Annotated in this window: 28 protein-coding genes and 1 pseudogene; 17 read left to right on the top strand and 12 right to left on the bottom strand. The window is 67.7% G+C overall.

Annotated features, from left to right (window positions below):
• Positions 1–15: 15 nt before the first annotated feature.
• The 4 genes from ipdC to echA20 are packed head-to-tail and all read right to left on the bottom strand — an operon-like array spanning position 16 to position 3515.
• Positions 16–1092, bottom strand: a complete 1077-nt coding sequence (ipdC, locus tag NF20_RS01255) for a (3aS,4S,5R,7aS)-5-hydroxy-7a-methyl-1-oxo-octahydro-1H-indene-4-carboxyl-CoA dehydrogenase (RefSeq protein ID WP_011723665.1) — start codon at positions 1090–1092, stop codon at positions 16–18.
• 46 nt (positions 1093–1138) lie between these two features.
• Positions 1139–1882 carry a cholesterol ring-cleaving hydrolase subunit IpdB gene (ipdB, locus tag NF20_RS01260; RefSeq protein ID WP_009974784.1) on the bottom strand — a complete coding sequence of 248 codons (744 nt, stop codon included), beginning with the start codon at positions 1880–1882 and terminating at the stop codon, positions 1139–1141.
• Positions 1879–2760 carry a cholesterol ring-cleaving hydrolase subunit IpdA gene (ipdA, locus tag NF20_RS01265; protein WP_009974785.1) on the bottom strand — a complete coding sequence of 294 codons (882 nt, stop codon included), beginning with the start codon at positions 2758–2760 and terminating at the stop codon, positions 1879–1881. The genes ipdB and ipdA overlap by 4 nt, the downstream gene beginning before the upstream one ends.
• Positions 2760–3515, bottom strand: coding sequence for a (7aS)-7a-methyl-1,5-dioxo-2,3,5,6,7,7a-hexahydro-1H-indene-carboxyl-CoA hydrolase (echA20, locus tag NF20_RS01270; protein ID WP_009974786.1), 756 nt, complete (start codon positions 3513–3515; stop codon positions 2760–2762). The genes ipdA and echA20 overlap by 1 nt, the downstream gene beginning before the upstream one ends.
• 59 nt (positions 3516–3574) lie before the next feature.
• Here echA20 and NF20_RS01275 point away from each other — a divergent pair, with 59 nt between their 5' ends.
• On the top strand, positions 3575–4372 hold the full coding sequence (locus NF20_RS01275; protein ID WP_003875675.1) for an SDR family oxidoreductase: 798 nt from the start codon (positions 3575–3577) through the stop codon (positions 4370–4372).
• Positions 4373–4386: 14 nt separating this feature from the next.
• Positions 4387–5292 carry an SDR family oxidoreductase gene (locus NF20_RS01280; RefSeq protein WP_011723666.1) on the top strand — a complete coding sequence of 302 codons (906 nt, stop codon included), beginning with the start codon at positions 4387–4389 and terminating at the stop codon, positions 5290–5292.
• A gap of 146 nt (positions 5293–5438) precedes the next feature.
• Here the strand turns inward: NF20_RS01280 and NF20_RS01285 are convergent, their stop codons facing one another.
• Genes NF20_RS01285 through NF20_RS01295 form a run of 3 tightly spaced genes read right to left on the bottom strand, consistent with a single transcriptional unit; the run spans position 5439 to position 7470 of the window.
• A complete protein-coding gene (locus NF20_RS01285; RefSeq protein ID WP_003875677.1) occupies positions 5439–5855 on the bottom strand; it encodes a nitroreductase family deazaflavin-dependent oxidoreductase in 417 nt (138 codons plus the stop codon).
• A gap of 34 nt (positions 5856–5889) precedes the next feature.
• Complete coding sequence (locus NF20_RS01290) at positions 5890–6291, bottom strand: hypothetical protein (protein ID WP_003875678.1); 402 nt, start codon at positions 6289–6291, stop codon at positions 5890–5892.
• Between the two features lie 18 nt (positions 6292–6309).
• Complete coding sequence (locus NF20_RS01295; protein WP_003875679.1) at positions 6310–7470, bottom strand: steroid 3-ketoacyl-CoA thiolase; 1161 nt, start codon at positions 7468–7470, stop codon at positions 6310–6312.
• 159 nt (positions 7471–7629) lie between these two features.
• Here NF20_RS01295 and NF20_RS01300 point away from each other — a divergent pair, with 159 nt between their 5' ends.
• The 7 genes and pseudogenes from NF20_RS01300 (at position 7630) to NF20_RS01330 (ending at position 14597) form a co-directional block, all read left to right on the top strand.
• Complete coding sequence (locus NF20_RS01300) at positions 7630–8880, top strand: cytochrome P450 (RefSeq protein ID WP_003875680.1); 1251 nt, start codon at positions 7630–7632, stop codon at positions 8878–8880.
• A 19-nt stretch (positions 8881–8899) separates the two neighbouring features.
• Positions 8900–9970: an acyl-CoA dehydrogenase family protein gene (locus NF20_RS01305; RefSeq protein ID WP_033713103.1), complete on the top strand. Its 1071-nt coding sequence runs from the start codon at positions 8900–8902 to the stop codon at positions 9968–9970.
• Positions 9961–11124, top strand: coding sequence for an acyl-CoA dehydrogenase FadE29 (fadE29, locus tag NF20_RS01310; RefSeq protein ID WP_023900310.1), 1164 nt, complete (start codon positions 9961–9963; stop codon positions 11122–11124). The genes NF20_RS01305 and fadE29 overlap by 10 nt, the downstream gene beginning before the upstream one ends.
• On the top strand, positions 11121–12074 hold the full coding sequence (locus NF20_RS01315) for a bifunctional MaoC family dehydratase N-terminal/OB-fold nucleic acid binding domain-containing protein (RefSeq protein ID WP_003875683.1): 954 nt from the start codon (positions 11121–11123) through the stop codon (positions 12072–12074). The genes fadE29 and NF20_RS01315 overlap by 4 nt, the downstream gene beginning before the upstream one ends.
• Positions 12071–12472, top strand: a complete 402-nt coding sequence (locus tag NF20_RS01320) for a MaoC family dehydratase (protein ID WP_003875684.1) — start codon at positions 12071–12073, stop codon at positions 12470–12472. The genes NF20_RS01315 and NF20_RS01320 overlap by 4 nt, the downstream gene beginning before the upstream one ends.
• Positions 12472–13641, top strand: a complete 1170-nt coding sequence (locus NF20_RS01325; RefSeq protein ID WP_023900308.1) for a lipid-transfer protein — start codon at positions 12472–12474, stop codon at positions 13639–13641. Before NF20_RS01320 ends, NF20_RS01325 begins: the two co-directional genes overlap by 1 nt.
• Before the next feature lie 115 nt (positions 13642–13756).
• Positions 13757–14597: pseudogene (locus NF20_RS01330) on the top strand (hypothetical protein).
• 81 nt (positions 14598–14678) lie between these two features.
• Here the strand turns inward: NF20_RS01330 and NF20_RS01335 are convergent.
• Together NF20_RS01335 and kstD are read right to left on the bottom strand one after the other, a co-directional pair.
• On the bottom strand, positions 14679–15539 hold the full coding sequence (locus NF20_RS01335; RefSeq protein ID WP_009974797.1) for a MaoC family dehydratase: 861 nt from the start codon (positions 15537–15539) through the stop codon (positions 14679–14681).
• Between the two features lies 1 nt (position 15540).
• A complete protein-coding gene (kstD, locus tag NF20_RS01340) occupies positions 15541–17223 on the bottom strand; it encodes a 3-oxosteroid 1-dehydrogenase (RefSeq protein ID WP_009974800.1) in 1683 nt (560 codons plus the stop codon).
• 73 nt (positions 17224–17296) lie between these two features.
• Here kstD and NF20_RS01345 point away from each other — a divergent pair, with 73 nt between their 5' ends.
• From NF20_RS01345 to NF20_RS01375, 7 genes are all read left to right on the top strand, one after another.
• Complete coding sequence (locus NF20_RS01345; RefSeq protein ID WP_003875689.1) at positions 17297–18082, top strand: 2-keto-4-pentenoate hydratase; 786 nt, start codon at positions 17297–17299, stop codon at positions 18080–18082.
• A gap of 51 nt (positions 18083–18133) precedes the next feature.
• A complete protein-coding gene (locus NF20_RS01350) occupies positions 18134–19051 on the top strand; it encodes an acetaldehyde dehydrogenase (acetylating) (protein ID WP_019733099.1) in 918 nt (305 codons plus the stop codon).
• Positions 19048–20106 (top strand): 4-hydroxy-2-oxovalerate aldolase, encoded by a 1059-nt coding sequence (gene dmpG, locus NF20_RS01355; protein WP_023900304.1) that lies wholly within the window; start codon positions 19048–19050, stop codon positions 20104–20106. The genes NF20_RS01350 and dmpG overlap by 4 nt, the downstream gene beginning before the upstream one ends.
• A 52-nt stretch (positions 20107–20158) precedes the next feature.
• Complete coding sequence (locus NF20_RS01360; RefSeq protein ID WP_003877138.1) at positions 20159–20464, top strand: hypothetical protein; 306 nt, start codon at positions 20159–20161, stop codon at positions 20462–20464.
• Between the two features lie 89 nt (positions 20465–20553).
• The gene (locus NF20_RS01365) at positions 20554–21681 is read left to right on the top strand and encodes a hypothetical protein (RefSeq protein ID WP_033713068.1); all 1128 of its coding nucleotides are present in this window, start codon (positions 20554–20556) and stop codon (positions 21679–21681) included.
• Positions 21682–21683: 2 nt separating this feature from the next.
• Complete coding sequence (locus NF20_RS01370) at positions 21684–22466, top strand: SDR family oxidoreductase (protein ID WP_031344559.1); 783 nt, start codon at positions 21684–21686, stop codon at positions 22464–22466.
• Positions 22463–23608, top strand: a complete 1146-nt coding sequence (locus tag NF20_RS01375; RefSeq protein WP_023871431.1) for a sulfotransferase family protein — start codon at positions 22463–22465, stop codon at positions 23606–23608. Before NF20_RS01370 ends, NF20_RS01375 begins: the two co-directional genes overlap by 4 nt.
• Before the next feature lie 12 nt (positions 23609–23620).
• On the opposite strand, the gene NF20_RS01380 is transcribed toward NF20_RS01375, so the two are convergent.
• Both NF20_RS01380 and NF20_RS01385 read right to left on the bottom strand, forming a co-directional pair.
• Positions 23621–24058 carry a hypothetical protein gene (locus tag NF20_RS01380; RefSeq protein ID WP_023864172.1) on the bottom strand — a complete coding sequence of 146 codons (438 nt, stop codon included), beginning with the start codon at positions 24056–24058 and terminating at the stop codon, positions 23621–23623.
• A gap of 5 nt (positions 24059–24063) precedes the next feature.
• Positions 24064–25221 carry a Rieske 2Fe-2S domain-containing protein gene (locus NF20_RS01385; protein ID WP_009974810.1) on the bottom strand — a complete coding sequence of 386 codons (1158 nt, stop codon included), beginning with the start codon at positions 25219–25221 and terminating at the stop codon, positions 24064–24066.
• A gap of 126 nt (positions 25222–25347) precedes the next feature.
• On the opposite strand from NF20_RS01385, the gene NF20_RS01390 reads away from it, so the two are divergent.
• Positions 25348–25872, top strand: a complete 525-nt coding sequence (locus NF20_RS01390) for a gamma carbonic anhydrase family protein (protein ID WP_009974811.1) — start codon at positions 25348–25350, stop codon at positions 25870–25872.
• A 10-nt stretch (positions 25873–25882) separates the two neighbouring features.
• Here NF20_RS01390 and NF20_RS01395 read toward each other — a convergent pair whose 3' ends face one another.
• Positions 25883–26290 (bottom strand): nuclear transport factor 2 family protein, encoded by a 408-nt coding sequence (locus NF20_RS01395; protein ID WP_023864171.1) that lies wholly within the window; start codon positions 26288–26290, stop codon positions 25883–25885.

A 26290-nucleotide genomic window follows, 5' to 3' on the forward strand; every position in this document is an offset into this window, starting at 1 on the left:
CGATCGCGCGGTGGCCTACTCCTCGATCAGACCGGACGCGGACCGCAGGTGCGCGATCGCGTCCCGGACGATCGAGTCGATCAGTTCGGCGCACGACGGCAGGTCTTCGAGGATGCCGGCCACCTGACCCGACGCCAGCACCCCGGCCTCGGTGTTGCCTTCCACCAGACCGGCTTTCAGCAGCATCGGGGTGTTGGCCGCCATCACCACCTGCGACCAGGTCATCTCTTTGCCGTGGCGCATGGCCAGGCCGTCGCTGATCATCGACCGCCAGGTCATCTTCGACATGTGCTTGAATTTCGCCGCATTGCGCACGGCCGCGGTCAAACCCCGCACCGGCGAACCGCTTTCCAGCTTCTCGACCAGCCCGGTGCGCAGCACCCGGTGCGGCATTCCGTCGACCCGGGTGGTGACGACGGTGCCGTCCAGCGCCGCTTCCAGGTAGCGCTTCTTGACCGCGTCGGGCACGGTCGAATCCGAGGTCAGCAGGAACCGCGTGCCCATCGCCACGCCGGCGGCGCCGTAGCTCAACGCGGCCGCCAGGCCGCGCCCGTCGAAGAATCCGCCCGCCGCGATCACCGGAATCCCGGTGCCCCGCACCGCATCCAGCACCGACGGCAGCAACAGCGTGGTGGCGACCGGCCCGGTGTGCCCGCCGCCCTCGCCGCCCTGCACGATCATCGCGTCGGCGCCCCAGCCGGCGACCTTGCGGGCGTGCTTGGCCGCGCCGATCGACGGAATCACCACTGCGCCGGCCTCTTTGAGCCGGGCGATGAGCTCCTGCTTGGGCGCCAGGGCGAACGACGCCACCTTGACGCCCTCACGGATCATCAGATCCACCCGGTCGGCGGCGTCGGCGGCGTCGGCGCGGATGTTGACGCCGAAGGGCTTGTCGGTGGCGGCCTTGACCTTGGCGATCGCCGTGGCCAGCTCGTCCAGGGTCATGGTGGCCGAGGCCAGGATGCCCAGCCCGCCCGCGTTGGCCGTGGCCGACACCAGCCGGGCGCCGGCCACCCAGCCCATCCCGGTCTGCACCACCGGGTGCTCGACACCGACCAGCTCGGTCAGCGGCGTGCGTAGTCTCATATCCACCGCCGACGATGCAGAGCGCAGCGATGAGGAGGAGGCGGAATAATCATCAACGGATCTCCCTGTCCCGCAGCGACTTCGGGTCGATCACCTCGCGGATCAGGCGCAGCTCGTCGTCGGTGGGCAGCCGGGTCTCGTCGGCCTCGTCCAGGCCGTGGATCTCGAACGAGGTGGCTTCCCGCACGTCTTGCGGCGACACCCCGGGGTGCAGGCTCACCGCCCGCATGGTCCGGTCCGGGCCGCCGAAGTCGAACACCCCCAGGTTGGACACCACCCGATGGGTGTTGGCGAAGCGGAACGCCGGGTTGTCGGAATCCACGTTGTCCCAGCCGATCCCGCACACCACGTCCACCTTCTCGCAGAACACCCGCTTGGAGTGGTTGCCCACCCAATAGCTGGTGGCGTGGTTGATGGCATTGCCGGGCGCGCCGCGCACCCCGAACATCTGACGGGTGGGCTGCTGCAGCGGTCCGAACGCTGAGATGTTCTGATTGCCGAACCGGTCAACCTGATTGGCGCCCATCACCACGTGGCGCCGGCCCCAGGACAGCGTCTCGAACACCCGGCCGAACGGCATCCACCCTTCGACGGCCCCGGCCGCACCGAGCGCCGGGGTGTCGGCCAGCAACTGCGCCTCGCCGTCGGTCAACAGGATGTCGGGGGAGAACGTCAACCGGGCCAGCCGCGCGCCGACCGAGGCCATGTTGGTCATCGGGCTGACCATGATTTCGCCGGCTTCCCTGAACAATTCGGCGCAGGCGACGGCGCAGATCTCGGCGCGGGTGCTGGTCACTTGGCGGCCTCCTCGGCGAATGCGCGAACCGCGGCCTGGTAGTCGTCTTCGTTGCCGGGCAGGTAGGTTTGCACGAACTGTCGCCAGCCTTCCTCCGTCGAGGCCGCCTCGGCGTAGTGCCGCTGAAACTTTTCGTCGCGGCCGTAATCCGGTGCGGCGGTGGTGAAGTGAGCGCCGTTCGGCGCCTCGACCACGGCGTCGACCATCATGCGGTTGACCAGCAGCGCTTGCGGCGGCACCGCCTTGACCAGCTCCTGGGTGGAGACGACCCGCTCCACCGACAGGAAGCGCTTGTCCGCGGCCATCAAAAACAGGTCGTCGAAGTACGGATCGATCCCGGTGTAGGCCGCATTGCCTTGGGCGTCACCGAGATTGAGGTGCACGAAGGCGGCATCCAGCCGCAGTGCGGGCATGGCGATCAGCGTCTCGTGCGCCCCATCCGTCGGGTAGGGCGAGGTGACCGTCTGCAGCTCGCCCTCCCAGAAGTCGGGCACCGAACTGCCCAGCCCGGCCCGAATCGGCAGGAACGGCAACCGGTTCGCGGCGGCCTGTAACCCGCAGCGCAGCATGCCCTCGTCCATTTCGCGGGCCTGGATCGCCCCGCTGGTCCGCGCCTTGGCGAACCACGGGTCGTAGAACGGCGGCGAGTCCAGCGAGACGAACCCGTAGTAGACGCGCTTGACCTTGCCGGCAGAGCAGAGCAGCCCCAGGTCCGGCCCGCCGTAGGTCACCACGGTCAGGTCGGTGACGTCGGTGCGCAGCAGCGCGCGCACGAAGGCCATCGGCTTGCGCCGCGATCCCCAGCCGCCGATGCCGATGGTCATGCCGCTGCGCAGCTGCGCGACGGCCTCGTCCAAAGAGGTGCGTTTGTCGGCCACTATTTCTTGCCCTTCTGGGTGCCGGCGAATGCGTCGCGGTGCTCGTCGGACACCCCGGCCAGATTGAGCTCGAACGTAAAGCCTTGCTCCATCCGGTAACTCGAGTTGACCCGCTGCACGTCGATGAAGTTCAGCGCCTCCTTGGCCGCCCGGATGACCCGGGTGTCCTTGGCGGCGATCTCGCGCGCGACCCGCAGCGCCGCGTCATCCAGCTCGCCGCGCGGCACCACCTCGTGCACCGACCCGAAGTGGTGCAGGGTGGCGGCGTCGACGGTGGCGGCGGTGAAGAACAGCCTGCGCATCAGGTGCTGTGGCACCAGCCGGGACAGGTGGGTGGCGGCGCCGAGCGCGCCCCGCTCCACCTCGGGCAGCCCGAAGGTGGCGTCGTCGGAGGCGACGATGACATCGGAGTTGCCGACCAGGCCGATGCCGCCGCCGACGCAGAATCCGTTGACCGCCGCGACGACGGGCACCGCGCACTCGTAGACCGCCCGGAACGCGGCGAAGCAGCCGCGGTTGGCGTCGATCAGCGCGGTGAATCCCTCGGTGCGCTGCATCTCCTTGATGTCCACCCCGGCGTTGAAGCCGCGGCCCTCGGCCCGCAGGATCACCACGTGGGTCTCGGGGTCCTGGCCGGCCGCGGTGACGGTGTCGGCGAGGTCGAACCAGCCGCGCGACGGGATGGCGTTGACGGGCGGGAAGTCGACGGTGACCGCGACGATGCCCGGTTCGATGGTTTTGGATGTGATGGGCAAGGTGCCACTTCCTTGTGGGGTAACTACCTAAGCAAGCACTTGCTTGGTACGCTAGCACAGTGACTCGCGCCGAAGCATGCCCCCCGTTTGCAGAAGCCATCAACCTGGGGCTGACCGGTCGGGTGGTCCTGGTCACCGGCGGAGTTCGCGGGGTCGGTGCCGGCATCAGCTCGGTTTTCGCCGCACAGGGCGCCACCGTCGTCACCTGCGCGCGACGGGCGGTCGAGGGGCTGCCGTATGAGTTCCACTCCTGCGATGTCCGCGACGACGACGCCGTCAAGGCGCTGATCGACACCATCGCCGACCGGCACGGCAGGCTCGACGTCGTGGTCAACAACGCCGGGGGATCGCCCTACGTGCTGACCGCGGAATCCAGCGCCAAGTTCAACCGCAAGATCATCGAGCTGAACCTCATTGGCGCGCTGTCGGTTTCGCAGCACGCCAACGCTCACATGCAGAAGCAGGCCCAGGGCGGGTCGATCGTCAACATCTGCAGCCTGTCCGGCCGCCGGCCCTCGCCGGGCACCGGCGCCTACGGGGCGGCCAAGGCCGGCCTGGAAAGCCTCACCCAGACCCTGGCGGTGGAGTGGGGGCCCAAGGTCCGGGTGAACGCCTGCGTGGTGGGCATGGTGGAGACCGAGCAGTCGGAGCTGTTCTACGGCGACGCCGACTCCATCGCCGCGATCTCGAAGAACGTGCCCCTGGGCCGGTTGGCCAAGCCGGCCGACATCGGTTGGGCCGCAGCATTTTTAGCCTCCGATGCGGCCTGCTACATCAGCGGGGCCTCGCTGGAGGTGCACGGCGGCGGTGAGCCGCCGCACTATCTGGCCACCACGAACGCGAGCGCGATCAAGTAGAGGAGACAAGGACTATGGGAGTGGTTGACGGCCGCGTCGTCATCGTCACCGGAGCGGGCGGCGGTATCGGTCGCGCGCACGCACTGGCCTTCGCCGCCGAAGGGGCGCGTGTGGTGGTCAACGACATCGGGGTGGGCCTCGACGGTTCACCGGCCAGCGGCGGCAGCGCCGCCCAGAGCGTGGTGGACGAGATCACCGCCGCCGGCGGGGAAGCCGTCGCCGACGGATCCAACGTCGCCGACTGGGACCAGGCCGCCGGTCTGATCCAGACCGCCGTCGAAACCTTCGGTGGTCTCGACGTTTTGGTGAACAACGCCGGCATTGTGCGCGACAGGATGATCGCCAACACCAGCGAGGAGGAGTTCGACGCCGTCATCGCGGTGCACCTCAAGGGGCACTTCGCCACCATGCGGCACGCCGCGGCGTACTGGCGGGGGCTGTCCAAGGCGGGCAAGGCCGTCGACGGCCGGATCATCAACACCAGCTCGGGCGCCGGCCTGCAGGGGAGCGTCGGGCAGGGCAACTACAGCGCCGCCAAGGCCGGTATCGCGACGCTGACGCTGGTCGGCGCGGCGGAGATGGGCCGCTACGGCGTCACCGTCAACGCGATCGCGCCGTCGGCCCGCACCCGGATGACCGAGACCGTGTTCGCCGAGATGATGGCAACGCAGGACCAGGATTTCGACGCGATGGCCCCGGAAAACGTGTCGCCCCTGGTGGTTTGGCTGGGCAGTGCGGAAGCCCGCGACGTGACCGGCAAGGTGTTCGAGGTCGAGGGCGGCAAGATCCGGGTCGCCGAGGGCTGGGCGCACGGCCCGCAGATCGACAAGGGCGCGAGGTGGGATCCCGCCGAGCTGGGGCCCGTCGTCGCCGACCTGCTCGGCAAGGCCCGCCCGCCGGTGCCGGTCTACGGCGCCTAACGCACCGGACGCGCCGGACGCACCAAGGCACCCGACGCGCCAGACGCACCCTCGCCGCCGAACGTGCACCCACCGCGAGAATTCCGCCGATTCTTCGCTACCAGTGCACGCTCGACGACGGCGAGGTGCCTAGTTGCCGATCCGGTTCACGGGTCGCAGATCACGACCGGGATCACCCGGTCGGTCCACGACTGATAGTCGTCGAACGAGGGATACATGGCCACCAGTTTCGGCCAGTACTGTTCGCGTTCCTCGGGCGTGGCGTCGCGCGCCTGAAGTTGCAGCACCTCGTCTTTGATCTGCACGGACACTTTCGGATTCGCCTTGAGGTTGAGGTACCACAGCGGATGCTTGTCGCGGCCGCCCTGCGAGGCAACCAGGATCACCCGATCGCCCTCGCGCAGGTACAGCAGCGGGCTCACCCGCGGCTGCCCGGTCTTGCGGCCGGTGGTGGTCAGCAGCGCCACCGGGCGTTTCTGGAACGTGCCGCCCCACTTGCCCCTGCTGACGCGGTACATCCAGGTGTTGACCCGGGACATCCACTTGATGAAGAACCCGGTCATCGGCGAATTCAAGGATTTGGGTTTTTCCACTGCGCTACTGCCGTCCTCGCGTCTGGATAAAGGGTTGGAAGCGAACCTTGATGTGCTGGATTTCGGCTCTGCCGCTTGGGCTTTCGGCCGGAATCAGGAAGGTCTCGGTGACGTGCGCGGCCAGTCGGCGCCCGCCCAGCGCCGCCTTGGTCAGCACCTGGTAGGACGCGTGCACCCGGTCGCCGTCGATGCGGTAGTCCGGGGTAGTGGTGTGCGCGAGCAACCGGTACTGCGGACCGCGATTGAGGCTGCGGCGCAGGTGATTTCCCGAGAACCCGTTCTTGATTCCCTGCTCGACGCGGGTGCAGCCGGGCGCGAACGGAACGGCGTCGCCGTCATGGCTGACCAGGGCGTCGATGTAGGCCTGCGCCGCGGCGATGCGGCTTTCGTCCGAGACGCTCACCACCGAAGCCGGACCGGGGACCTAGATGCGTTCGATGATGGTGCCGGTGGACAGCGCACCGCCCGCGCACATCGTGATCAGCGCGGTGGTCTGATCGGAGCGCTCCAGCTCGTGCAGGGCGGTGGTGATCAGCCGGCTGCCGGTGCACCCCACCGGGTGGCCCAGCGCGATGGCGCCGCCGTTGACGTTGACCCGGGCCATGTCCGGCTCGTGCACCCGCGCCCAGGACAGCACCACCGAGGCGAACGCCTCGTTGATCTCGGTGATGTCGATGTCGCCCATCTTCATGCCGGCCTTTTCCAGCACCTTGGCGGTGGACTGCACCGGGCCGTCCAGGTGGTAGTACGGCTCGGCGCCGACCAGCGCCTGGCTGATGATGCGGGCCCGCGGCCGCAGGCCGAGCGCCTTGGCTTTGTCCTCGTCCATCCACAGCACGGCCGCCGCGCCGTCGGAGATCTGTGACGACGTGCCCGCGGTGTGGATCCCGCCCTCGATGACCGGTTTCAGCGCGGACAGACCCGACAGGGTGGTCTCGCGCAGGCCCTGGTCGCGGCTGATGGTGACGCGCTCGGCGGTGGGCTGCTTGTTCTCGTCGAGGGCCGGCGCCACGATCGGGGAGATCTCGCGGTCGAAACGGCCCTCGTCCCAGGCCTGTTTCGCCTTGGCCTGGGAGGCCAGACCGAACTCGTCGATGTCTTCCCGGGTGATGCCGCGGCGCTTGGCGATCCGCTCGGCCGCCTCGAACTGGTTGGGCATGTCGATGTCCCACGACTCGGCCCGCCAGTTGTGGTCGGGGCCCGCGTTGGCGCCCAGCCCGACCCGGCTCATCGCCTCGATGCCGCAGGCGATGCCCACGTCGATGGCGCCGGTGGCGATCAAACCCGCGATCAGGTGGTTGGCCTGCTGCCCGCTGCCGCACTGGCAGTCCACCGTGGTGGCGCCGACGTGGTCGGGCAATCCGGCGGTGAGCCACGCCGTCCGGCTGATGTTGTTGGACTGCTCGGCGTACTGCGTGACGCAACCGCCGATCACCTGTTCGACGTCGCCGGCGTCGATGCCGGCCTTCTCGACCACGGCCTTCTGCACCGCCCCGAGCAGCTCGGTGGCGTGCAGCCCTGACAACCAGCCGTTGCGCTTGCCGATCGGGCTGCGGGTGGCTGCGACGATTACCGGGTTACCCATGCCCGTCAGGCTAGAACACGTTTCATTACTATGACAAGCGAGGATGTGTCGCCGCCTTTTGTCTGCGGTGGAGGCATGTTTTACTGGCACCAGAGCATCACTAGGACAGCTAGTGTCCTGGGATCGCAAGTCAGCGAGGACTGTAGTTAGGAGAAGAGCGTGCCCAGTCCGAATCTTCCACCCGGGTTCGACCTTCTGGACCCGGACGTCTGCGTCAAGGGCCTGCCGGTCGCCGAATTAGCCGAACTGCGCAAGTCCGCGCCAATCTACTGGGTGGACGTCCCCGGCGGGACCGGCGGCTTCGGTGACAAAGGCTATTGGGCGATCACCAAGCACAAGGACGTCAAAGAGATCTCCGTGCGCAGCGACATCTTCTCGTCGCAGCAGGACTGCGCCATCCCGGTCTGGCCGAAGGAGATGACGCGCGAGCAGATCGACCTGCAGCGCAACGTCATGCTCAACATGGACGCGCCGCACCACACCCGGCTGCGCAAGATCATCTCGCGCGGTTTCACCCCGCGGGCCGTCGGCCGACTGCGTGACGAGCTGGACGCCCGCGCGCAGAACATCGCCAAGACCGCCGCCGCGGCCGGCGCCGGCGACTTCGTCGAGCAGGTCTCCTGCGAGCTGCCGCTGCAGGCCATCGCCGGTCTGCTGGGTGTTCCGCAGGAGGACCGGGACAAGATCTTCCGCTGGTCCAACGAGATGACCGGCAACGAGGACCCCGAGTACGCGCACATCGACCCGGCGATGTCGTCGGCCGAGCTGATCATGTACGCGATGAAGATGGCCGAGGAGCGGGCCAAGAACCCCGGCGACGACATCGTCACCCAGCTGATCCAGGCCGACCTCGACGGCGAGAAGCTCTCCGACGACGAATTCGGTTTCTTCGTGGTGATGCTCGCGGTCGCCGGCAACGAGACCACCCGGAACTCGATCACGCACGGCATGATCGCCTTCGCCGACAACCCCGACCAGTGGGAGCTATTCAAGAAGGAGCGCCCGGAGACCGCGCCGGACGAAATCGTGCGCTGGGCAACGCCGGTCACCGCGTTCCAGCGCACCGCGCTCGAGGATTACGAGCTGTCCGGGGTGCAGATCAAGAAGGGCCAGCGGGTGGTGATGTTCTACCGCTCGGCGAACTTCGACGAAGAGGTCTTCGAGGATCCGCACCGCTTCAACATCTTGCGAAACCCCAACCCGCACGTCGGTTTTGGCGGTACGGGTGCGCACTACTGCATCGGCGCCAACCTGGCCCGGATGACCATCAGCCTGATCTTCAACGCCGTGGCCGACCACATGCCGGACCTCAAGCCGCTGTCGGCGCCCGAGCGGTTGCGGTCGGGCTGGCTCAACGGCATCAAGCACTGGCAGGTCGACTACACCGGCAAGTGCCCGGTGGCGCACTGAGATGGCGTCAGAAACGACGATGGACTTCGACCCCAGTCCGACACAACAGGCGGTCGCCGACGTCGTCACGTCGGTGCTGGACCGCGAATTGAGTTGGGAGGCACTGGTCGACGGGGGTGTGACGGCGCTGCCGGTGCCCGAGCGTCTCGGCGGCGACGGGGTGGGTCTGCCCGAGGTCGCCACGGTGCTCACCGAAGTCGGTCGCCGCGGCGCCATCACGCCGGCGCTGGCCACGTTGGGTTTTGCGGTGCTTCCGTTGCTCGAGCTGGCCTCCGAGGAGCAGCAGGACCGGTTCCTGGCCGGGGTCGCCAGGGGCGGGGTGCTGACGGCCGCGCTCAACGAACCCGGTACCCCGCTGCCGGACCGGCCCGCGACCACCTTCGCCGACGGCCGGTTGTCGGGCACCAAGATCGACGTCGGCTATGCGGCACAAGCGGATTGGATGATCGTCACCGCCGACAGTGCGGTTGTCGTGGTCTCGCCCAAGGCCGACGGCGTCCAGGTGGTGCAGACGCCGACCTCGAACGGCTCCGACGAGTACACGGTCAGCTTCACCGGCGTCGCGGTGGCCGATTCCGACGTGCTGGCGGGCGCCACGGCGGCGCGGGTCAACCAGCTGGCGCTGGCGGCCGTGGGCGCCTACGCCGACGGGCTGGTCAGCGGGGCGCTGCGGTTGACCGCCGACTACGTGGCCAACCGCAAGCAGTTCGGCAAGCCGCTGTCCACCTTCCAGACCGTGGCCGCGCAGCTCGCCGAGGTCTACATCGCCTCGCGCACCATCGATTTGGTGGCCAAGTCGGTGGTGTGGGGGCTGTCCGAGGGCCGGGATGTCGATCACGACCTGGGTGTGCTGGGATACTGGGTGGCGTCGCAGGCGCCCCCGGCGATGCAGCTCTGCCACCACCTGCACGGCGGCATGGGCATGGACATCACCTATCCGATGCATCGGTACTACTCCACGATCAAGGACCTGACCCGGCTGCTGGGCGGGCCGTCGCATCGTCTGGACCTCGTGGCGATCGCAAGCACGGCGCAGCCGGGCGCAGCGGGTCGGCACGCAGACGACCTGGTGGGAGCGCAATGTTCATAGACCTGACCCCCGAACAGCGTCAGCTGCAAGCCGAACTGCGGGAATACTTTTCGAACCTGATCTCGTCCGACGAGATGAAGGCGATGGAGCAGGACCGCCACAACGAGGCCTACCGGGCGGTGATCCGGCGGATGGGCCGGGACGGCAAGCTCGGGGTGGGCTGGCCAAAGGAGTTCGGCGGCTTGGGCTTCGGCCCGATCGAGCAGTCGATCTTCGTCAACGAGGCGCATCGCGCCGACGTGCCGCTGCCCGCGGTGACCCTGCAGACGGTCGGGCCGACGCTGCAACAGTTCGGCAGCGAGATGCAGAAGAAGAAGTTCCTGCCGGCGATCCTGGCCGGCGAGGTGCACTTCGCGATCGGCTACACCGAGCCGGAGGCCGGCACCGACCTGGCGTCGCTGCGCACCACGGCCGTGCGGCAGGGCGACGAGTACATCGTCAACGGGCAGAAGATCTTCACCACCGGTGCCCATGACGCCGACTACATCTGGCTGGCCTGCCGCACCGATCCGGACGCCGTGAAGCACAAGGGCATTTCGATCCTGATCGTGGACACCAACGACCCCGGCTACTCGTGGACGCCGATCATCCTGTCCGACGGCGCCCACCACACCAACGCCACCTACTACAACGACGTGCGGGTGCCCGCCGACATGCTGGTCGGCGAGGAGAACGGCGGGTGGAAGCTGATCACCACCCAGCTCAACAACGAGCGGGTGATGCTGGGCCCGGCCGGCCGTACCGCCGGCATCTACGACCGGGTTCGCGAATGGGCGTCCAAGCCGGGCAGCGACGGGGTCACCCCGATCGACCACGCCGACGTCCAGCGGGCGCTCGGTGAGATCTATGCGATGTGGCGGATCAACGAGCTGCTCAACTGGCAGGTGGCGGCGGCCGGTGAGGACATCAACGTCGCCGACGCCGCGTCGACGAAAGTCTTTGGTACCGAGCGGATTCAGTACATCGGCCGGCTCGCCGAGGAAGTCGTCGGCAAGTACGGCAACCCCGCCGACCCGGAGACCGGCGAACTGCTCAGGTGGCTGGACTCGCAAACCAAGCGCAACCTGGTGATCACGTTCGGCGGCGGTGTCAACGAAGTGATGCGCGAGATGATCGCCGCCGCCGGGCTCAAAGTGCCGAGGGTGCCCCGATGACCGACATCGCCGAAGCCATCGCGGAGATCAAAGCCGCCGGCGGGCCGAAACCGCGCGCCGGGCGCGACCCGGTGAATCAGCCGATGATCAACAACTGGGTGGAGGCCATCGGCGACCGCAACCCGATCTATGTCGACGAGGCCGCGGCCCGCGCCGTCGGACATCCCGGGATCGTGGCCCCGCCGGCCATGATTCAGGTGTGGACCATGTTCGGCCTGGGCGGGGAGCGTCCCAAGGACGACCCCATGGGGCCCATCATGGAGTTGTTCGACAACGCCGGGTACGTCGGTGTGGTCGCCACCAACTGCGAGCAGACCTACCACCGCTACCTGCGGCCCGGTGAGCAGGTCAGCATCACCTCGGAGATGGGCGATGTGATCGGGCCCAAGCAGACGGCGCTCGGCGAGGGCTGGTTCATCAACCAGCACATCATCTGGCGGGTCGGCGACGAGGATGTGGCCGAGATGAATTGGCGCATCCTCAAATTCAGGCCCCGCGAATCCGACGCGGCGGCGTCGCCGGTGCCCGACGACCTCGATCCGGCCACCATGATGCGGCCCGCGTCGTCGCGCGACACCGCCTTCTTCTGGGAGGGTGTCAAGGCGCACGAGCTGCGGATCCAGCGGCGGCCGGACGGCAGCCTGCAACACCCGCCGGTGCCGGCGGTGTGGCAGGACAAGACCGCCCCCATCGACTACGTGGTGGCCAGCGGCAAGGGCACGGTGTACAGCTTCGTGGTGCATCACGCGCCCAAGGTGCCCGGCCGCACACTGCCTTTCGTGATTGCACTGGTCGAACTCGCCGAGGGCGTCCGGATGCTGGGCGAGCTGCGCGGCATCGACCCGGCCCGGGTGCGGATCGGGCTGCCGGTGCGGGCCACCTACCTCGATTTCCCGGCCGACGACAACGGTCCGGAGTGGAGCCTCTACGCCTGGGAGCCTGACGCATGAGCGCACCCGTCATCGAAGTCGGCACCACGTTGCCCGAGCTCAAGCTCTACGGCGACCCGACGTTCATCATCTCAACCGCCCTGGCCACCAGGGACTTTCAGGACGTGCACCACGACCGGGACAAGGCGCAGGCCAAGGGGTCGAAGGACATCTTCGTCAACATCCTCACCGACACCGGCCTGGTGCAGCGCTACGTCACCGATTGGGCCGGGCCGTCGGCGCTGATCAAGTCGATCGGCCTGCGTCTCGGTGTGCCGTGGTATGCCTACGACACGGTGACGTTCTCCGGCGAGGTGACCGCCGTCCAGGACGGCCTGGTGACGTTAAAGGTGTTCGGCCGCAACAGCCTTGGCGATCACGTCATCGCGACCGTGACGCTGACGATGGGGGATGCCTGATGCTTTCCCGCAAGGCGGCGATCGTCGGCATCGGCGCGACCGACTTTTCGAAGGATTCCGGCCGCAGTGAGCTGCGGCTGGCGGCCGAGGCGGTGCTGGACGCCCTGGACGACGCCGGGCTTTCGCCGGCGGACGTCGACGGGCTGACCACCTTCACGATGGACACCAACAACGAGACGGCCGTCGCCCGCGCCGTCGGCATCGGTGACCTGAAGTTCTTCTCCCAGATCGGTTACGGCGGCGGGGCCGCCTGCGCGACCGTGCAGCAGGCCGCGATCGCGGTGGCCACCGGGGTGGCCAACGTCGTGGTGGCGTACCGGGCGTTCAACGAGCGCTCGGGCATGCGGTTCGGTCAGGTGCAGACGCGGCTGGCGGGAGATGCTCGCGCGCAGGCGGATTCGACCGCGGCGGACAATTCGTTCTCCTACCCGCACGGGCTGTCCACGCCGGCCGCGCAGGTCGCCATGATCGCGCGGCGCTACATGCACCTGTCCGGCGCGACCAGCCGGGACTTCGGTGCGATCTCGGTGGCCGACCGCAAGCACGCGGCCAAGAACCCGAAGGCGTACTTCTACGAGAAGCCGATAACCATTGAGGACCACCAGAATTCGCGGTGGATCGCCGAACCGTTGCGGCTGCTGGACTGCTGCCAGGAGACCGACGGTGCGGTGGCGGTCGTGGTGACGTCCGTCGAGCGGGCACGCGACCTCAAGCAGCGGCCGGCGGTCATCGAGGCGGCGGCGCAGGGCTCCAGCCCCGACCAGTACACGATGGTCAGCTACTACCGCTCGGAGCTCGGCCTGCCCGAGATGGGCGTGGTGGGCCGGCAGCTGTGGCAGCAGTCCGGCCTGAAGCCGACCGACATTCAGACCGCCGTGCTCTACGACCACTTCACGCCCTTCACGCTGATTCAGTTGGAGGAGTTGGGATTCTGCGGTAAGGGTGAGGCCAAGGATTTCATCGCCGACGGCGCCATCGAGATCGGCGGGCGGCTGCCGATCAACACGCACGGCGGCCAGCTCGGTGAGGCCTACATCCACGGCATGAACGGCATCGCCGAGGGGGTGCGGCAACTGCGGGGCACCTCGGTGAACCCGGTGCCCGACGTCGAGCACGTGCTGGTCACCGCGGGCACCGGTGTGCCCACCTCGGGCCTGATCCTGGGCTAGCTTCCCGCCTTCGCTCGAGCGTCAAGTTAGCGTCACGCTCGCGGCCGAGCGTGAAATTAACATCACGCTCGACGAGTGAAGTGACGGTGCGCGGGTCGCGTGCGACGCTGCCGTCGTGGGTGAGCCGTTCCTCGGCAGTGAGGCCGTAGCGCGAGGCGTGTTGACGAGAAGTCGGCTGAGCACTGGCTACACCCGGCTGTTCCGAGACGTGTATGTCAGCAGAGACCACGAGGTTACCGCCGTGCTGCGCGCGAGGGCCGGGTGGCTGTGGAGCGGGCGTCGGGGTGTGGTCGCCGGGTTCTCCGCGGCGGCGCTGCACGGAAGCAAGTGGGTGGACGCCATGACGGTGGTGGACCTCATCCACCACAACCGCCACCGCCAGCCCGGGATCAGGGTTCATGGAGACCGTATCGAAGAAGACGAAATTACGGTTGTAGACGGGATTCTGGTGACCTCGGCGGCCAGAACGGCCCTCGATCTCGGTTGCTGGTACCCGACCACCGCAGCGGTTGCCGGCATCGATGCATTAGCCCGCGAAACCCGAATCAAGGCGGCCGATGTCGAGCTGCTCGCGCAGAGATACCCGGGACGCCGCGGCATCGTCCGGGCAAGGGAAGCTATCGCACTCTTCGACGGTGGGTCGCAGTCTCCCAAGGAGTCCTGGCTGCGCGTTGTTTTGACCCAGGCCGGATTGACCGCCACCACAGACGCAGATCCGGGTCGTTGACGACCTTGGCGACCCGGTGGCCTACCTCGATATGGGTTGGGAGGACTTGAAAGTCGCGGTCGAGTACGACGGTGATCATCATCGCAGCGACCGGCGTCAGTATGGCTGGGATATTCGTCGCTCGGAAATGCTGCAGCGACTCGGTTGGATCGTGGTGAGGGTGGTCGCCGGGGACCGGCCCGCCGACATCATTGCCCGGGTACGCGAGGCGCGCGCCCGCCGAGCGTGAAACTAGTTTCACGCTCGGCCGCGAGCGTGAAGCTAACTTCACGTTCGACGGCAAAACGGCAAAAGGCAAGCAGCGCGAGCCCTAGGCCGGGACCAGCTCGACGCCGGAGAGCACGACGGCGTTGTCGCGCGAAGGCGCGACAACGCTGGCCAGAAATCGCCCACCCTCTTTCCAGATGCCGACCTTCAGCGTTTCGCCGGGGAACGCCACCCCGGCGAAACGCGCGCCGTAGGCCGCCACCGCGCCGGCGTCGCCGTCGAGCAGGGCGTCGACGATCGCCTTGCAGGTCATGCCGTAGGTGCACAACCCGTGCAGGATCGGCTGGGAAAACCCTGCGGCAGCGGCGAATTCGGGATCCGAGTGCAGCGGGTTGCGGTCGCCGCACAGCCGGTACAGCAGCGCCTGCTGCGGCAGGATCGGCACGTCGACCTCCAGGTCGGGCGCCCGCTCCGGCGCGGCGTCACCCCCCGACGGGCCGCGTTCCCCGCCGAAGCCGCCCTCGCCGCGGGCGAAGATCGAGCGCTTCTGCGTCCACAACAGGGTGCCGTCCGGCGCGGTCACCTTCGTCTCGCTCCAGATCACCGCGGCCTTGCCCTTGTCCCAGATGTCGGTGAACCGGGTGACGGCGCGCGCGGAGCCCGAAGGCGGCAGCGGAGCGGGCACCTCGACCCGCTCGGACGCGTGCAGCACCTTGCCCAGCTCGATGTCGATGCCGGGGAACTGCACGGTCGGCGGCTTGGTGGCGTGGAAGGTGGCGGCCACGTTGCCGAACGTCGGCAGCACCTGCGGGGTGTCGTCGACCAGGTAGCGCAGCTCGCGCGGATCCATCGGGTCGGACCCCGCGCCCAGCGCCAGGTGGTAGAGCTGGACATCACTGCTGGCCCAAGAGAATTCGATGGGATCCAGCGCGGCGTTCAGCGCGACGTCTACGTCGATCGGCATGTCAGTTCTCTCCCGCGATGTGCAGCGCCGCCAGGTAGCCGAATGTCATGGCCGGACCGATGGTGCCACCCGGACCCGGGTACGTGTGGCCCATCACCGGCGCGCTGACATTGCCCGCGGCGTAGAGACCTTCGATGATACTGCCGTCGTCGCGCAGCGCACGGCCGTGGATGTCGGTGCGGATGCCACCCTTGGTGCCCAAATCGCCCGGCACCATCTTGGCGGCGTAGTAGGGCGGGTGGCTGATCTCGCCGAGGTTGGGATTGGGCTTGTTGGTGGGATCGCCGTAGTACCTGTCGTAGGCGCTCTCGCCGCGATGGTAGTCCTCGTCGATGCCGGTGCGCGCGAAGCCGTTGAACCGCTGCACGGTGGCCAGGAATTCGTCGACCGGAAGGCCCGCCTGCGAGGCCAGCTCCTCGAGCGTTTCGGCCTGGATGATGACGCCGGACTCCAGCCATTTACGCGGAATGCGTTGCCCCGGTTGCAATCCGGCGAAGATGTAGCGGTCCCGGTACTGCTGGTCGAACACCAGCCACGCCGGGATGTTCTCGCCCGGCCCGGGACCCTGACCGTATTCGCCGCCGTACATGTGATGGCAGGCCTCGACATAGGGCATCGACTCGTTCATGAACCGCTTGCCCGACATGTTGACGATGATCGACCCCGGCGAATTGCGCTCGGACAGCGCGAACCACGGCGCGCCGACCAGCGGCACCGTCGGACCCCACCAGGCGTCTTCCATCAATTCCAGTGCGGCGCCCAGCTTTTCGGCCGCAAGAATCCCGTCACCGGTGTTCGCCTTGGCGCCCACGGTCCACTCGGTGGTGATGGGCGCGCGCTGGTATTTCACCCGCATCTGCTCGTTGTGCTCGAAGCCGCCGCTGGCCAGGATCACACCGCGGCGCGCCCGGATCAGCCGCGGTTCGGCGGACTCGGCCGCCTGACTGTCACGGACATAGACGCCGCGCACCACGCCGTCTTCGAGGTACAGGTCGGTCAGCGCGGTGTTGAGCACCACCGGAACGCCGGCCCGCTGCAAACCGATGCGCAGCGGCCCGATCAGCGCCCGGCCCATGCCGACCAGGTTCTTGCCGGTCGCCTTGGCCCACATGGTGCGGGCGCCGACCTTCAGGCTGCGCAGCACACCCCGCGGGTGGCGCTTGAGCTGGTTCAACCGCACGTAGTCCTGTTGCATGACAACGACGTTCAGCGGCACCTTGCCGTACGCCGGTTCCAGGCCGGCCTCGTCGGGCCCCAGTTTGCGGGCGTTGAACGGCTTCGGCTCGATCGACCGGCCCTCCGCGCGTCCGCCCGGCGACTCCGGGTAGTAGTCGGAGTACCGCGGCACCCAGCACATCTTCAACGGCGTGTGCTTGAGCACGAAGGACAGCATTTCCGGCCCGCGTTCCAGGTAGGTGTCGATGCGTTCCGGCTCGACGACGTCGCCGATGATCCCGTGCAGATAGGTGCGGGCCGCCTCCGGGGTGTCCTTCACCCCATCACGCTTGAGCACTTCGTTATTTGGGATCCAAACACCGCCGCCCGACCGCGCGGTCGAGCCGCCGAAGTGGGGGGCCTTCTCGATGACTATGGTGGAAAGACCCCGGTGAGCGGCGGTAAGGGCGGCCACCATACCGGCTCCGCCGCTCCCGACCACGACGACGTCGTACTCCTGCGCTGACATGTAGAACACGTTATAGAATTGCCCGGGGCGGCCGCTACTGGCCCGGTCGACCGTACGAGGAGACTGCAAGAAAATGCTCAGTGTTGCCACCCGCGACGAGCTGGCTGCCGAGTTGGCGCAGGCCGAGCGGAGCGGTGAGCCCATCCCACCGCTGACCGCCGCCTACCCCGAGATCGACGTCGTCGACGCGTATGAGATTCAGCTGATCAACATCCGGCAGCGGGTCGCCGAGGGCGCCCGGGTGCTGGGCCACAAGGTCGGGTTGTCGTCGTTGGCGATCCAGCAAATGATGGGCGTCGACGAGCCGGACTACGGGCATCTGCTCGACGACATGCAGTTGTTCGAAGACACCCCGGTCAAGACGAACCGCTACCTCTACCCGCGGGTGGAGGTCGAAGTCGGCTTCATCCTGAACGCCGACCTGCCGGGGGCGGGCTGCACCGAGGACGACGTGATGGCGGCCACCGAGGCGTTCGTTCCGGCCATCGAGCTGATCGACACCCGGATCACCGACTGGAAGATCGAGTTGTGCGACACCATCGCCGACAACGCCTCGTCGGCCGGCTTCGTCCTGGGTGCGGCCCGGGTGTCCCCGCAAGACATTGACATCAAGGGGATCGACGCGGTGCTGCGCCGCAACGGTGAGGTGGTGGCCGAGGGCCGCACCGACGCGGTGCTGGGCAACCCGGTCACCGCGGTGGCCTGGCTGGCCCGCAAGGTGGACGGCTTCGGGGTGCGGCTGCGCAAGGGCGACGTGGTGTTGCCGGGCTCGTGCACGAAGGCGATCGACGCGCACCCCGGCGATGAGTTCGTCGCCGACTTCGCGGGCCTGGGTTCGGTGCGTCTGTCGTTCGAATAGGCTCGAGTTAAATCGACCAACTTAAATCTCAACAGCTTCGTAAGGAGCGTCATGCCGACTAAAGCAAAAGTGGCGATTGTCGGGTCGGGGAACATCAGCACGGACCTGCTCTACAAGCTGCTGCGATCCGACTGGCTGGAACCGCGCTGGATGGTCGGCATCGACCCGCAGAGCGAGGGCCTGGCCCGGGCCCGCAAGCTGGGCTTGGAGACCACCCACGAGGGGGTCGACTGGCTGCTGGCGCAGCCGGAGAAACCCGACCTGGTCTTCGAGGCGACCAGCGCCTACGTGCACCGCGACGCCGCCCCCAAGTACGAGGCCGCCGGCATCCGGGCCATCGACCTGACGCCCGCCGCGGTGGGCCCGGCCGTCATCCCGCCGGCGAACCTGCGCCAGCACCTGGACGCGCCGAACGTCAACATGATCACCTGCGGCGGGCAGGCCACGATTCCGATCGTCTACGCCGTCAGCCGCGTCGTCGAGGTGCCCTACGCCGAGATCGTCGCGTCGGTGGCGAGCGTGTCGGCGGGCCCGGGCACCCGCGCCAACATCGACGAGTTCACCAAGACCACCAGCCGGGGCGTGGAGACCATCGGCGGCGCCAAGCGGGGCAAGGCGATCATCATCCTCAACCCGGCCGACCCGCCGATGATCATGCGCGACACCATCTTCTGCGCCATCCCCGAGGACGCCGACCGGGACGCGATCGCGCAGTCGATTCACGACGTCGTCAAAGAGGTGCAGAGCTACGTGCCCGGCTACCGGCTGCTCAACGAGCCGCAGTTCGACGACCCGTCGCTCAACTCCGGCGGCCAGGCGCTGGTCACCACCTTCGTCGAGGTCGAGGGCGCCGGCGATTACCTGCCCCCGTATGCGGGCAACCTGGACATCATGACCGCCGCGGCCACGAAGGTGGGCGAGGAGATCGCCAAGGAGACGCTGGCCACGACGGCGGGAGGAGCGCAATGACTACCGATATTTTCTTCAACCCGATGTGGGACGTCCGGTTGACCGACACGTCGCTGCGCGACGGCAGCCACCACAAGCGCCACCAGTTCACCAAGGACGAGGTGCAAGCCATCGTCGCGGCCCTGGACGCCGCGGGGGTGCCGGTCATCGAGGTCACCCACGGCGACGGGCTGGGCGGCTCGAGCTTCAACTACGGGTTCTCCAAGACCCCCGAGCAGGAGCTGATCAAGCTGGCCGCCGAGACCGCCAAGGAGGCCAAGATCGCCTTCCTGATGCTGCCCGGGGTGGGCACCAAGGAGGACATCAAGGAGGCCCAAAACAACGGCGGCTCGATCTGCCGGATCGCCACGCACTGCACCGAGGCCGACGTGTCCATCCAGCACTTCGGCCTGGCCCGCGAACTCGGGCTGGAGACCGTCGGCTTCCTGATGATGAGCCACACCATCCCGCCGGAAAAGCTCGCCCAGCAGGCCCGCATCATGGCCGACGCCGGCTGCCAGTGCGTCTACGTGGTCGACTCGGCCGGCGCGCTGGTGCTCGAGGGCGTGCGCGACCGGGTGGCCGCGCTGGTCGCCGAGCTGGGCGACGACGCCCAGGTCGGTTTCCACGGGCACGAGAACCTCGGGCTCGGGGTGGCCAACAGCGTCGAGGCCGTCCGGGCCGGCGCCAAGCAGATCGACGGCTCGTGCCGCCGGTTCGGGGCCGGGGCGGGCAACGCGCCCGTCGAGGCGCTGATCGGCGTGTTCGACAAGATCGGCGTCAAGACCGGCATCGACTTCTTCGACATCGCCGACGCCGCCGAGGAGGTGGTCGCGCCGGCCATGCCCGCCGAGTGCCTGCTCGACCGCAACGCCCTGATCATGGGCTATTCCGGGGTGTACTCGAGCTTCCTCAAGCACGCCATCCGCCAGTCCGAGCGCTACGGGGTGCCCGCGCACCAGCTGCTGCACCGGGCCGGTCAGCGCAAACTCATCGGCGGTCAGGAAGACCAGCTGATCGACATCGCGCTGGAGATCAAGCGCGAGCAGGAAAGCGGTGCCGCGGCGGCGCGCTGAGCCGCCGCGTTCGCACAGCCGACGCAAAGCTTGCGCGGGTAACCTGGCGCGCATGAGCACATCCAACACAGTCGGCGCCCGTCGCCGCGGGCTGTACGGCCTGCTCGCCGGGGGGTTACTCACCGCTGCCGCCGCGACGGTGATCGCGCTACCCGTGGCGGGCGTCGCCCACGCGGAATGCAATCAGGACGTCGGTCAGTCCATCGACTCCTACCTGCAGAAGCACCCGGACCTGCACCAGCAGCTGCAGCAAAGGTCGCAGGCCGAGGGTGGCAACGGCAACGTCATCGACTACCTCAATCGGCATCCCGACGTGCGCCAGCACCTGATCGACCTGTCGCACTCCTGCCCGCCCTAGGTGAGCCGGCCTCGTCGCGCGACGCCGTGGGCGACGCGCGGGAACGTTCGCCATTGACGAAAAAGTAGAACACGTTCTAGCGTCTAGGCGTGTTCTCTGATCCGCTCACCTCCGCGATCGCCGAGGCCGAAAATCTGGTGGCCGCCGCGCCGCACATCGAGACCGAAGCCGACCTGCTGGAGGGACTGCAGTACCTGGCCGGCTGCATCTCGGCCTGTATCCACCTGGCGGTCGACTACGAGCGCGACCACCCCTTCCTGCAATCGGGCACCGGGCCGTTCACCAAGATGGGCCTGGACAACCCCGACACGCTGTACTTCGGCACCCGGGTGCACGCCGGCTACGACTACGTCGTCACCGGCCGCCGCGGCACCACCACCGATTTGAGTTTTCAGCTGCTCGGCGGCGAGTACACCGACGACAACGTGCCGGCCAGCCAGGCCGCGTTCGACGACCGCGAGCTCGACATCGCGCCCGACGGCAGCTTCGAGTGGCGGGTGCGACCGACCAGCAACGGTCAGCTGGTGATCCGCGAGGTGTACGGCGACTGGGCCGCCCAGCGCGGCACCCTGGCCATCGCACGGGAGGACACCGCGGGCACGGCGCCGCCGCCGCTGACCCGCGAGACGATCGAAAAGCGTTATGCCACAGCCGGAAAACAACTCGTGAACCGGGTGAAGACCTGGCTGCAGTTCCCGCAGTGGTTCTACTTCAACATCCCGGTCAACACCATGGTCGCGCCCCGGTTGACGCCGGGCGGGCTGGCGACGCAGTACTCGTCGGCCGGGCACTACGAACTGCAGCCCGACCAGGCGCTGCTGATCACCATCCCGGTCACCGACGCCCCCTACCTCGGGTTCCAACTGGGCAGCCTGTGGTACATCTCGCTGGACTACATCAACCATCAGACGTCGCTGAACAACACTCAGGCGCAAGCGGATCCGGACGGCAAGGTGCGCATCGTCGTCGCCGAGCAGAACCCGGGCGTGACGAACTGGGTGGAGACGGTCGGGCATCGGAAGGGCTTCCTGCAGTTCCGCTGGCAACGGGTGTCGCGCCAGCTCACCGAGGCCGACGGCCCCACCGTCGAGCTGGTCGACTTCGACGCCGTACCGGCCAAGCTGCCCTACTACGAGCACAACAAGATCTCCGACGACGAATGGCGGGCGCGAATCGCGTTGCGCCAACAACAGATTGCGGCAAGGATGCTGGGGTGACGATGGCAGGGATGCTCGACGGCAAGGTGGTGGTCATCAGCGGCGTGGGGCCGGGGCTGGGCACCACGCTGGCGCACCGATGCGCCGACAGCGGGGCCGACCTGGTGCTGGCGGCGCGTACCGCCGAGCGGCTGGAGAAGGTGGCCAAGGAGGTCAACGACGGCGGCCACCGGGCGCTGGCGGTGCGCACCGACATCACCGACGACGACGAAGTCGCCTACCTGGTCGAGACCACCATGGCGACCTACGGCAGGGCCGACGTGCTGATCAACAACGCGTTCCGGGTACCGTCGATGAAACCCTTGGCGGGAACCAGTTTTCAGCACATCCGTGACGCGATCGAGTTGAGCGCGCTGGGCGCGCTGCGGCTGATCCAGGCCTTCACACCCGCACTGGAGACGGCGCACGGATCCATCGTCAACGTCAACTCCATGGTGCTGCGTCATTCGCAGGCCAAGTACGGTGCGTACAAGATGGCCAAGTCGGCGCTGCTGTCCATGTCGCAGTCGCTGGCCACCGAGCTGGGCGAAAAGGGAATCCGGGTCAATTCGGTTGCGCCGGGCTACATCTGGGGCGATACCTTGCAGGCCTACTTCGAGCACCAAGCGGGCAAGTACGCCACCACGGTCGAGCAGATCTACGCGGCCACCGCCGCCAACTCAGACCTCAAACGCCTGCCCACCGAGGACGAAGTCGCTTCGGCCATCATGTTTTTGGCCAGCGACCTGTCCAGCGGCATCACCGGGCAGACCTTGGACGTCAACTGCGGGGAATACCACACGTGAGCGATCGCACCGACATCGGCACCGTCGAGGAGCTGCACGCATCGGCCACCAAGCTGACCGGTCTCGACGACTTCGGCACCGACGACGACAACTACCTGCAGGCGCTGGAAGTGCTGCTGGACTCCTACCGCCGGGAAGCCGGCCTTACGGTGTTGGGCAGCAAGATGAATCGCTTCTTTCTGCGCGGCGCCCTGGTGGCGCGCCTGCTGTCGGAGTCGGCCTGGAAGCAATACCCGCAGTACGCCGACGTCGCGATCCAACGGCCGATCTTCGTCACCGGCCTGGTGCGCACCGGGACCACGGCGCTGCACCGGCTGCTGGGCGCCGATCCCGCGCATCAGGGCCTGCACATGTGGCTGGCCGAATTCCCGCAGCCGCGGCCGCCGCGCGAGACCTGGGAGTCCAACCCGCTGTACCGCCAGCTCGACGCGCAATTCACCCAGCACCACCGGGACAACCCGGGCTACACCGGGCTGCACTTCATGGCCGCCTACGAGCTGGAGGAGTGCTGGCAGCTGCTGCGGCAGTCGCTGCACTCGGTGTCGTATGAAACGCTGGCGCACGTCCCCAGTTACGCGCAGTGGCTGTCTGAACAGGACTGGACGCCGTCGTATCAGCGCCACCGCCGCAACCTTCAGCTGATCGGGCTCAACGACGCCCATAAGCGCTGGGTGCTGAAGAACCCCAGCCACCTGTTCGCGCTGGACGCGTTGATGGCCACCTACCCGGATGCGCTGGTGATCCAGACTCATCGCCCGGTCGAAACGATCATGGCGTCGATGTGCTCGCTGGCCCAGCACACCGCCGAGGGATGGTCGACCACGTTCGTCGGGGCCCAAATCGGCGCTGACGCAATGGATACCTGGTCGCGGGGGCTGGAGCGGTTCAACACCGCGCGGGCCAAGTACAACCCGGCGCAGTTCTACGACGTCGACTACAAGGAGTTGATCGCCGACCCGCTGGGCACCGTGGCCGACATCTACCGGCACTTCGGCCTGACGCTGACCGAGGAGGCGAAGGCGGCCATGGCCAAGACCCACGCCGACAGCCAGTCCGGCGAGCGGGCGCCCAAGCACAGCTACTCGCTGGCCGACTACGGCCTCAGCGTGGAGACGGTCAAGGAGCGGTTCGCCGGGCTGTGATCGTCCGCGCAGTCAGTCGTCCAGATATCCCTCCGCGACGGCATGCTCGATGCTGTCGCCGAGCTTCGGGCAGGACTTGGTGCGCGCGGTGTCGCCCCCGGCCTGGCGGACCTCGGTGAAATACGCGCAGCGCTGCCAGGCTTCGGTGTTCCACTGCACCGCGGTGTGCCCTGGCCCGAGCCGGCGGACGGCGACCCGCGCGTGGCAGAACCGGCAGTCCACCGGCAGCAGACCCGAGTTGAGGTAGCGCTCCCGGTCGGCGCGGCTGGCCTCGGCGACGGCGGCCGCGCGCTGCGGGTCATCGGTGAAATCCCTTGACTTCGACCAGGATCCACCGTTGGCCGGCGACGCGGCGGGCCGCTCGTCGTGGTCGTGATGATCGCCGTGCAGCAACAGCATCGACCGAGCGAGTCGATCGACGTCGGGAACCGCCGGCTTATCGTCGGTCATGGCGGTCAGTGTTGTTCGGCGGGAACGTCTTCGGACTCTTTGGCCTTCAGGTTCTGCGCGACCTCGGCATTCCAGTACTCGTTGGCCCGGGTGGTGTCCACCTCGATCTCGAAGCGCTCCACCATCTCCGGCTCGATGTCGGCGACGTCGACGTAGAACTGCTGGTACCAGCGGCGCAGCTGGTAGACGGCGCCGTCCTCCTCGACCAGCAGCGGATTGTCGATGCGGGTCTTGTGCTTCCAGATCTCGACGTCCTGCAGGAAGCCCTTGCTGACCCCCTCGGTGAACACCCGGGACAGCTTGTCGGTCATCTCCTCGTCCATGCCCTTGGGCTTCTCCACGATCACGCCCCACTGCAGCACGAACGAGTTCTGCGTCACCGGGTAGTGGCAGTTGATCAGGATCGACTCGGCCTTGTAGTCGCCGTAGCTGTTGTGCAGCCAGTTGATCATGAACGACGGACCGAAGTAGGACGCCTCCGAATCCAGGTGTGCCTCACCGTAAGACGTGCCGAGGTCGTTCACGTCCGGGCGGCCCACGTTGTGCAGGTACTGCGACGCGATGTGGCCCTCGAACACGTTCTTGAAGTACGTCGGCAACCCGAAATGGATGTAGAAGAAGTGCGCCATGTCGGTGACGTTGTCGATGATGTCGCGACAGTTGGAGCCCTCGATGAGGATGCGGTTCCACCGCCAGTCGGTCCACTCGTCGCTGTGCGCCTCCGGGATCTCCGGGATGCGGACGGCCGGGTCCGGCGGGTTGTTCTCGTGGTCGTGCCAGACGAACAGCAGCCCACCCCGCACATCGGTGGTCCACGACCGGGTGCGCGCCGTCTTCGGCGTGCGCTTGGCGTACGGCACCAGCTTGCACCGGCCGTCGCCGCCCCAGCGCCAGTCGTGGAACGGGCAGGCGACCTCGTCGCCCTTGATGGTGCCCTCCGACAGGTCACCGCCCATGTGCCGGCAGTAGCCGTCGAGCACGTGGATGTCGCCGTGTGAGTCGGCGAAGACGACCAGTTTGGTGCCGAACGCCTCGATCGAGTGCGGCTTGCCGTCCTGGAAGTCCTTTGCGACGCCCAGGCAGTGCCAGCCACGGGCGTATCTGGTCGGCAGGGCGCCGGGATCGATCTCCCGGATGCCGACCGGCTTGGTGTCGGTAGCCACCTGTCACCTCCAACTCGCTGGCCCTCTAACTAGAACACGTTACAGTTTTGCGTCGGGCCCGCGCAACGAAGGCAAGCCTGCCTGGGCCGTTCCGCGAGTTCGGCGGCGCTCGGGTATATCTAGACGATGCCGCTGTTTGCTTTCGAGGGCCGCTCGCCGCGGGTGGACCCCACCGCGTTCGTGGCGCCGACGGCCACCCTGATCGGCGACGTGGTCGTGGAGGCGGGAGCCTCGGTGTGGTTCAACGCGGTGCTGCGCGGCGACTACGGGCCCATCGTGGTGCGCGAGGGCGCCAACGTCCAGGACGGTTCGGTGCTGCACGCGCCCCCCGGCATCCCGGTCGACATCGGTCCGGGGGCGACGGTGGCGCATCTGTGCGTCATCCACGGCGCGCACGTCGGCCCCGAGGCGCTGATCGCCAACCACGCCACCGTGCTGGACGGCGCGGTGATCGGCGCGGGCAGCCTGGTGGCGGCGCATTCGCTGGTCACCGCGGGCACCCAGATTCCGGCCGGGATGCTGGCCATGGGCGCGCCGGCCCAGATCAAGGGCCCGGTCGCCGGTACCGACGCGCAGCTGTGGGTCAAGCTGAATCCGCAGGCCTACCGCGACCTCGCCCAGCGGCATCTGGCCGGGCTGGAACCGATCTAGCGGCCCCGCGCTAGCCGGAGATCTTCTTGGTGTTGGCGGCCGCGCGGTCCATCTCCCAATAGGCGCGCAGCGCGACCAGCTTGCCCTCGTCGTCGGCCTTGTAGGTGAACACGCCCTCGGCGGTGGTCTGGTAGTCACCCGTCGTGATGAGGATGTGCCCGACGTTGGCTTCCTCGTTGCCGCACTGATAGGTGTCGCGAAAGACGAACTCGATCTTGGTGGTGGGCGTGATCGCCTTGTCCCAGAAGGCCGAGATCGCCGCACGGCCCCGATGCCCCTTGCCCTCGGGGTCGAAAACCGAAGGGCCGATGGGGTCCTCGACGACGGCGTCGTCGGCGAACACCGCCAGCCAGGCCTCCTTGTCCCTGGCCGTCACCGCCTCGCGGGACCGGCGGCCGGCTTCGTGCGCGGGATGCAC

This window comes from Mycobacterium sp. MAC_080597_8934 (assembly GCF_000523975.1).
Lineage (GTDB): Bacteria > Actinomycetota > Actinomycetes > Mycobacteriales > Mycobacteriaceae > Mycobacterium > Mycobacterium avium.

Bases quoted from the DNA above. Each gene is read 5' to 3' on its own strand.
- NF20_RS01325 (WP_023900308.1), top strand. From the start codon at position 12,472: ATGCTTTCCCGCAAGGCGGCGATCGTCGGCATCGGCGCGACCGACTTT.
- NF20_RS01320 (WP_003875684.1), top strand. From the start codon at position 12,071: ATGAGCGCACCCGTCATCGAAGTCGGCACCACGTTGCCCGAGCTCAAG.
- NF20_RS01370 (WP_031344559.1), top strand. From the start codon at position 21,684: ATGGCAGGGATGCTCGACGGCAAGGTGGTGGTCATCAGCGGCGTGGGG.
- NF20_RS01335 (WP_009974797.1), bottom strand. From the start codon at position 15,539: ATGCCGATCGACGTAGACGTCGCGCTGAACGCCGCGCTGGATCCCATC.
- NF20_RS01390 (WP_009974811.1), top strand. From the start codon at position 25,348: ATGCCGCTGTTTGCTTTCGAGGGCCGCTCGCCGCGGGTGGACCCCACC.
- NF20_RS01315 (WP_003875683.1), top strand. From the start codon at position 11,121: ATGACCGACATCGCCGAAGCCATCGCGGAGATCAAAGCCGCCGGCGGG.
- kstD (WP_009974800.1), bottom strand. From the start codon at position 17,223: ATGTCAGCGCAGGAGTACGACGTCGTCGTGGTCGGGAGCGGCGGAGCC.
- fadE29 (WP_023900310.1), top strand. From the start codon at position 9,961: ATGTTCATAGACCTGACCCCCGAACAGCGTCAGCTGCAAGCCGAACTG.
- NF20_RS01360 (WP_003877138.1), top strand. From the start codon at position 20,159: ATGAGCACATCCAACACAGTCGGCGCCCGTCGCCGCGGGCTGTACGGC.
- NF20_RS01295 (WP_003875679.1), bottom strand. From the start codon at position 7,470: ATGGGTAACCCGGTAATCGTCGCAGCCACCCGCAGCCCGATCGGCAAG.
- NF20_RS01285 (WP_003875677.1), bottom strand. From the start codon at position 5,855: ATGACCGGGTTCTTCATCAAGTGGATGTCCCGGGTCAACACCTGGATG.
- NF20_RS01380 (WP_023864172.1), bottom strand. From the start codon at position 24,058: ATGACCGACGATAAGCCGGCGGTTCCCGACGTCGATCGACTCGCTCGG.
- NF20_RS01280 (WP_011723666.1), top strand. From the start codon at position 4,387: ATGGGAGTGGTTGACGGCCGCGTCGTCATCGTCACCGGAGCGGGCGGC.
- NF20_RS01345 (WP_003875689.1), top strand. From the start codon at position 17,297: ATGCTCAGTGTTGCCACCCGCGACGAGCTGGCTGCCGAGTTGGCGCAG.
- NF20_RS01350 (WP_019733099.1), top strand. From the start codon at position 18,134: ATGCCGACTAAAGCAAAAGTGGCGATTGTCGGGTCGGGGAACATCAGC.
- NF20_RS01305 (WP_033713103.1), top strand. From the start codon at position 8,900: ATGGACTTCGACCCCAGTCCGACACAACAGGCGGTCGCCGACGTCGTC.
- dmpG (WP_023900304.1), top strand. From the start codon at position 19,048: ATGACTACCGATATTTTCTTCAACCCGATGTGGGACGTCCGGTTGACC.